The 5,962-nt window shown below is 67.2% G+C and carries 7 protein-coding genes; all 7 read left to right on the top strand.

The window, feature by feature from the left end:
• A partial coding sequence (locus tag VNJ47_00555) for a CoA transferase (GenBank protein HXG27324.1) occupies positions 1-437 on the top strand: 437 nt, incomplete at its 5' end.
• Positions 438-552: 115 nt separating this feature from the next.
• On the top strand, positions 553-990 hold the full coding sequence (locus tag VNJ47_00550) for a Zn-ribbon domain-containing OB-fold protein (protein ID HXG27323.1): 438 nt from the start codon (positions 553-555) through the stop codon (positions 988-990).
• Positions 991-1,140: 150 nt separating this feature from the next.
• Positions 1,141-2,313, top strand: a complete 1,173-nt coding sequence (locus VNJ47_00545) for a lipid-transfer protein (protein ID HXG27322.1) — start codon at positions 1,141-1,143, stop codon at positions 2,311-2,313.
• Between the two features lie 65 nt (positions 2,314-2,378).
• Positions 2,379-3,341, top strand: coding sequence for an alpha/beta fold hydrolase (locus VNJ47_00540; protein HXG27321.1), 963 nt, complete (start codon positions 2,379-2,381; stop codon positions 3,339-3,341).
• A 122-nt stretch (positions 3,342-3,463) separates the two neighbouring features.
• Positions 3,464-3,763, top strand: coding sequence for a hypothetical protein (locus VNJ47_00535; GenBank protein HXG27320.1), 300 nt, complete (start codon positions 3,464-3,466; stop codon positions 3,761-3,763).
• Positions 3,764-3,892: 129 nt separating this feature from the next.
• Positions 3,893-5,389, top strand: coding sequence for a class I adenylate-forming enzyme family protein (locus tag VNJ47_00530; protein HXG27319.1), 1,497 nt, complete (start codon positions 3,893-3,895; stop codon positions 5,387-5,389).
• Positions 5,386-5,847, top strand: a complete 462-nt coding sequence (locus VNJ47_00525) for an SRPBCC domain-containing protein (GenBank protein HXG27318.1) — start codon at positions 5,386-5,388, stop codon at positions 5,845-5,847. Before VNJ47_00530 ends, VNJ47_00525 begins: the two co-directional genes overlap by 4 nt.
• The last annotated feature ends 115 nt before the right edge of the window (positions 5,848-5,962 follow it).

Raw genomic sequence — 5,962 nt, 5'->3', positions numbered from 1 at the left:
TGATCGGCGAGCGGCTCCTCGGCGACACCGCCGCCAACTGGTTCCGGAAGCTCGATGCCGCCGGCGTGCCGGTGGAAATCGTGGATCCGGAGTTCTCGCGCAGGCTGCACGACGACGCCGAGTTCCGGAAGCGCAAATGGGTGGTGTCTTTCCAGCATCCGCACGTCGGCAAGCTGGATCAGATCGGGCTGCTCTTCGATCTGTCCGATACGCCGGGCGTGATCCAGGGGCGGCCGCTGATCGTGGGCGAGCACACCCAGGAAATCATGGCCGGGATGGGCTACACGGAAGAGCAGATGAAGCAGATGGAGGAGCAGTTCGCGATCGGTTTCCCCGGCATGCCGCGGATGCCGCCACGGCCCGCTGCGCAGGCCGCCGGACAGGCGGCCAAGCCGGGCATGGCGGGCTTGCTGCAGCAGGAGGCCAAGAAGGGCTGAGGGTTTCACTCCCTGTCCCCTGATGGGAGAGGGTGGGGATGGAGGGGGCGGGGCAGGTCACCCCTCCCAACCCTCGCCCACCAAGGGGGAGGGGCCACAAACGATGTAGGTCACCATGTCCGAACCCACCGAACCCGCGGCCGAGGCCGCGCCCAAGCCGACGCGCATCGCGCCGATCGTCACGCCGGATGCCAAGAGCTTCTGGGCGGCGGCCGACCGCGAGGAATTCATCGGCCAGAAGTGCAGCGACTGCGGCAGGTTCCGCTTCCCGCCGCGGCCGATGTGTCCGCACTGCCACAGCCTCGCGCGCGAGGAGGTGCCGCTGTCCGGGCGCGGCACGGTCTATACCTGGGCGGTGCCGCGGCATCCGCCGCCGTTCGGCTTCCGCGAGCCGCCGATCATCGCCGTGATCGCGCTGGAAGAGGGCATCCGCATGGTATCCAACGTGGTCGGCGTCAAGATCGAAGACATGCGGCACGACATGCCGGTGGAAGTGACCTTCGAGCCGACCATGGGCAATCACAAGGTGCCGGTGTTCCGCCCCCGTCGATGAAAAATCTACTGCGCAACCCATCCGCTTTGTCGCGCGGTGCTCGGAATCCTCACGTACTAATGTGTACGCTCCGGTTCCTGCGCTCCTGCTCCGCGCGGCTGGGCTGCTCGTAACGATTTCTTCATCGACGGTTCGCTCAGGTAATTTGATATGACACGCAAATTCACGGAAGCCGCGATCGCTGGCATCGGCGCCACCGAGTTCTCCAAGGCCTCCGGCCGCAGCGAGCTGCAGCTCGCGGCCGAGTGTTCGCTGGCTGCCTGCGAGGACGCCGGCGTGGACCCGCGCGACATCGATGGCATGATCACCTTCACCATCGACAACAGCGACGAGATTTCACTCGCGCGCTGCCTCGGTGTGAAGGACCTGGCCTATACCACGCGCATCCCGGGTGGCGGCGCGGCGGCGGCCGGTACGATCTTTCAGGCCATGGCGCTGGTCAACGCGGGTCTGTGCCAGAACGTGCTGATCTGGCGCGCGATGAACGAGCGCTCGCAGTATCGCTTCGGCCAGAATCCGAACCAGGCCAACATGTCCGGCTACACCGCCGGGCATGGCACCGGGTCGCTCCTGTGGTGCATCCCCTACGGCGCCATGACACCCGCCAGCTGGGCGGCGCTGCAGGCCGGCCGTTACATGCACAGGTACGGCGTGACCAACCGTGATCTCGGCTACGTATCGGTGCAGCAACGCAAGTACGCCGCCACCAATCCCAAGGCCTGGTTCTACCAGCGCCCGATCACGCTCGAGGACCACCAGAACTCGAAGTGGATCATGGAACCGCTGTTGCGCCTGCTCGACTGCTGCCAGGAATCCGACGGCGGCGTCGCCATCCTGGTGACCAGCCTCGAGCGTGCGAAAGACCTGAAACAGCCGCCGGTGCGCATCCTGGGCGCGACACAGTCCATCCCGTACAACGTCGAGGTGATCTCGAACTATTACCACGACGACCTCACCGTGATGCCGGAGGCCATGGGGGTGGCCAGGCGCCTGTGGGCGATGACGGGACTCAAGCCCTCCGACATGCAGTGCGCCATGATCTACGACGCCTTCACCCCGCACGTGCTGTTGCAGCTGGAGGCGTTCGGCTTCTGTAAGCCCGGCGAGGCCAAGGACTTCGTGAAGAGCGGCCAGATCGCGATCGACGGTGCGCTGCCAGTGAACACGCACGGCGGCCTGCTCGGCGAGGCCTATATCCACGGCATGAACAGCATGGCCGAGGGCGTGCGCCAGGTGCGTGGCACTTCGGTGAACCAGGTGAAGAACGTGCAGCACGTACTGGTGTCCTCCGGCATGGCCGGCGCGATTCTCGCCAGGGCATGAGCGTGGCCGTCACCAAATTTCCCCTCCCCCTTGTGGAGGGGGCGCTGAGTGCAGGATCCGCGAACGTGCAGAGCGTGATACAGAAACAGGTCGACAGCGGCGTCTCACTGCCGGGCGCAGGCCCGCTGCGCATCGCGGTCGAGATCCGCCAGCCGGACGCCGACAGCGCCAGGCCCGTGGCGCTGGTCTGCCTGCCGGGCGGCGGTATGAACCGGCGCTTCTACGACCTGTACGCGACCGACGGCTCGGCCGACGCCATGAGCTTCAGCTTCGCGCGCCAGATGGCCGCGCGTGGCTTCACGGTGGTGATGCTCGATTACCTGGGTCTTGGCGGCAGCGACAAGCCGGCCGACGGCTTTGCGCTCACGCCGGAACTGCTGACCCAGGCCAATGCCAATGCGACCGAGGCGGTGCTGTCCGAGCTGTGCGCGCAACGGCCGGGCCTGAAAACGGTCGGCGTCGGTCATTCGATGGGCGCGATGATGACCGTCTTGCAGCAGGCGTATCACCGCCCGCATGTGGCGCTGGCGCTGCTGGGTTTTTCCACGCGGGGGCTGCCCGAATACCTGTCGCCCGAGACGCGTGCGCTGGCCGCGCAGGGCACCGAGGCCGTGCGCGCAAGGCTGGTGGAACTGGCACGGCAGTTCTTCTCCGTGCCGTACCCGGTGATCAAGGGCGGCGGCGAGTCCAGTGGCCTGTACGCGGGCGCCCAGGCGGATCCGCGCGCGAGCGCGGTCATCAAGCCGGCCTCCGAGCCGCTGCTGCCGGTGCCGGCCTTCATGTCCATGCTGCCCGGCAACGTCGCACCGGAGGCGGCGCAGGTGGACGTGCCGGTGTTTCTCGGCGTGGGCGAGCTGGACATCGCCGGCCCGCCGCAGGACATCCCGGCGGCCTTCCCGGCCAGCCCGGCGGTGAGCTTGAACATCTGGCCCGGTACCGGGCACAGTCATTTCCTGTTTGCGTCGCGCCAGCAGCAGTTCGAGACGCTGGCGGCGTGGGTGGATGAAGTAACGGCCGCGAGGATATGAACAGAATTACGTCATTCCGGCGAAAGCCGGAATCCAGCGCCTTTCCTTTAAAAAAGGCACTGGACCCCGGCCTGCGCCGGGGTGACGAAAAATCAGGCGAATGAATGGATGGAGAGCGAGTTATGGCGATGGCATTGAAGGCAGGTGCGCGGTTCAAGAGCGCGGTGAGCGACACCCAGGTGATGGTGGTCAAGGCACCGCCGGGCGAGCATGAGCTGAGCTGCGGCGGTGTGCCGATGGTCGGCCCCAACGATCCTTCGAGCCCCGGCGCGCCGGACGGCGAGACCCTGATCGGCAAGCGCTACGTCAACGCCGACGAGTCGGTCGAGCTGCTGTGCACCAAGGGCGGCAAGGGCGTGCTGACCTTGAACGGTACGCCGCTGGAGATCAAGCAGGCGAAGCAGCTGCCCAGTTCGGATTAGCATGCGCACGATGTACACCTGCATGCCCTCCCCCTGGATGGGGGAAGGCCAGGATGGGAGTGATCGGTTGGCGCTGAACTTTGATTCCCACCCCAACCCTGCCCCGTCGCGGGGGAGGGAGGTCTTGGCATGAACATCTCCACCATCCTGGACATGGCCGCCGAGGCTTTCGGTGACCGCATCGGTGTGGTGTCGGGGGCCGAGCGGTTGACGTATGCGCAGCTGCGCGAGAAGGCCTGCCGCGCCGCCGCGCGTTTTCGCGCCAGCGGCGCGAACTACGTGGCTTTCCTGGATGTGAACGGCCCGGCCGCGCCGGTGGCGATCTTCGGCGCGGCCTATGCCGGCATTCCCTACGTGCCGCTGAACTACCGCCTGACCGCGGCCGAGCTCGACGAGCTGATCGCGCGCGTGGCGCCGGCCGTGCTGGTCACGAGCGCCGAATTCGCCGGCAAGCTGGATAAGCGTACCGACGTGCAGATCATTGATCGCGCCGAGCTGCTCTCGCTGCCGGCGACGGATGCGGCGCCGACGCCGAGCGAAGACCCGCACGACATTGCCGTGCAGCTGTTCACCAGCGGCACCACCGGCAAGCCCAAGGCCGCCATCCTGCGCCACGAAAACCTGATGGCCTACATCGTCGGCACGGTGGAATTCGGCGCCGCCGACGAGCACGATGCCATCGTGGTCACCGTGCCGCCTTACCACATCGCCGGCATCTCGGCGGTGTTGTCCTCGACCTACGCCTGCCGGCGCATGGTGCAGCTGGAGGCCTTCGAGCCGCAGGCCTGGCTGGATGCCTGCCGCGACAACGGCGTGAGCAACGCCTTCCTGGTGCCGACCATGCTGCAGCGCGTGGTGGAGCACCTGGAGGCGCGTGGCGAAGCGCCGAGGCTGCCGGCGCTCAAGGCGATCGCCTACGGCGGCGGCAAGATGCCGCTGTCCGTCATCCGGAAGGCGATGACGCTGTTTCCGGACGTGGACTTCACCAATGCCTACGGCCTGACCGAAACCAGCTCGACCATCGCCGTGCTGGGGCCGGAGGATCATCGCGCGGCGGCCGCCAGCAGCGATCCGGCGGTACAGCGCCGCCTGGGCTCGGTGGGCAAACCGGCCGCGGTCGAGATCCAGATCCGCGACGAGAGCGGCCGGGTGCTGGGGCCGGAGGAGGCAGGGCTGGTGTTCGTGCGCGGGCCGCAGGTGTCTGGAGAATACTTGCAGCAAGGCAGCCAGCTCGACGCCGACGGCTGGTTTCCGACCAAGGACCGCGGCTATCTCGACGCCGAAGGCTATCTGTTCCTCGAGGGCCGTGCCGACGACGTGATCGTGCGCGGCGGCGAAAACATCTCGCCCGGCGAGATCGAGGACGTGCTGCTGACCCACCCCGCGGTCGCCGACTGCGCCTGTGTGGCGATGCCGGACGAGCAGTGGGGCGAGGCCGTGGCGGCGGCGGTGGTGCTCAAGCCCGGCGCCAAGGCCAGCGCGCAGGAACTGCAGGCGCTGGTCAAGGACAAGCTACGCTCCTCGCGCGTGCCGCAGAAGATCGTGTTCAAGGACGCGCTGCCCTACAACGAAACCGGTAAGGTGCTGCGACGGGTGATCCGGCAGGAATTTGCGGAGGCTTCATGAGGTTCGTCATTAACAAGACGGTCGATATCGACGCGCCCGCCGACGTGGTCTGGGAGGTGCTCACCGACCTGCCGCGCTATGGCGAGTGGAACCCCTTCGTGCTCGAGTGCCAATCCTCGCTCAAGCCCGGCGAGGCGATCGACATGAAGGTGCGGCTGGGCAACAGGTTGCAGACCGCCAACGAAGTCATGCTGGAATTCGAGCCCAAGCGCCGCTTCGCCTATCGCATGAAGCCGCTGCCGCCGGGCGCGCTGGCGTCCTACAGATCCCACGATCTCAACCCGCTCGACGGCAAGCGCTGCCGCTATGTCTCGCACTTCGAGTTGTGTGGCTGGCTGATGCCGCTGGTGCGCGCGCTCATGGGCCGGCAGCTGGAGGCCGGCTTTGCCGGCATGACCGACGGCCTCAAGCAGCGCGCGGAGCAGGTATGGGCGCAGCGCCAGGCCGGGCGCGGCTGAACAGGCCCGACGAGCAGGGCGCGCTGACGGCGCGCCGCTACGCCCTGTCACTCCTCGATTCGCTCGGCCTCGCGCCGCTGCGTGCGCCTGAGCCCCCCCATGAACATCCCGCGCT

Source organism: Nevskiales bacterium (assembly GCA_035574475.1).
Lineage (GTDB): Bacteria > Pseudomonadota > Gammaproteobacteria > Nevskiales > DATLYR01 > DATLYR01.
The sequence above is the reverse complement of the archived record's forward strand: the minus strand, read 5'-3'. Positions and strand labels throughout refer to the sequence as shown.

Coding starts and splice junctions, on each gene's coding strand:
- VNJ47_00550 (HXG27323.1), top strand. CDS start 553: ATGTCCGAACCCACCGAACCCGCGGCCGAGGCCGCGCCCAAGCCGACG.
- VNJ47_00545 (HXG27322.1), top strand. CDS start 1,141: ATGACACGCAAATTCACGGAAGCCGCGATCGCTGGCATCGGCGCCACC.
- VNJ47_00535 (HXG27320.1), top strand. CDS start 3,464: ATGGCGATGGCATTGAAGGCAGGTGCGCGGTTCAAGAGCGCGGTGAGC.
- VNJ47_00530 (HXG27319.1), top strand. CDS start 3,893: ATGAACATCTCCACCATCCTGGACATGGCCGCCGAGGCTTTCGGTGAC.
- VNJ47_00525 (HXG27318.1), top strand. CDS start 5,386: ATGAGGTTCGTCATTAACAAGACGGTCGATATCGACGCGCCCGCCGAC.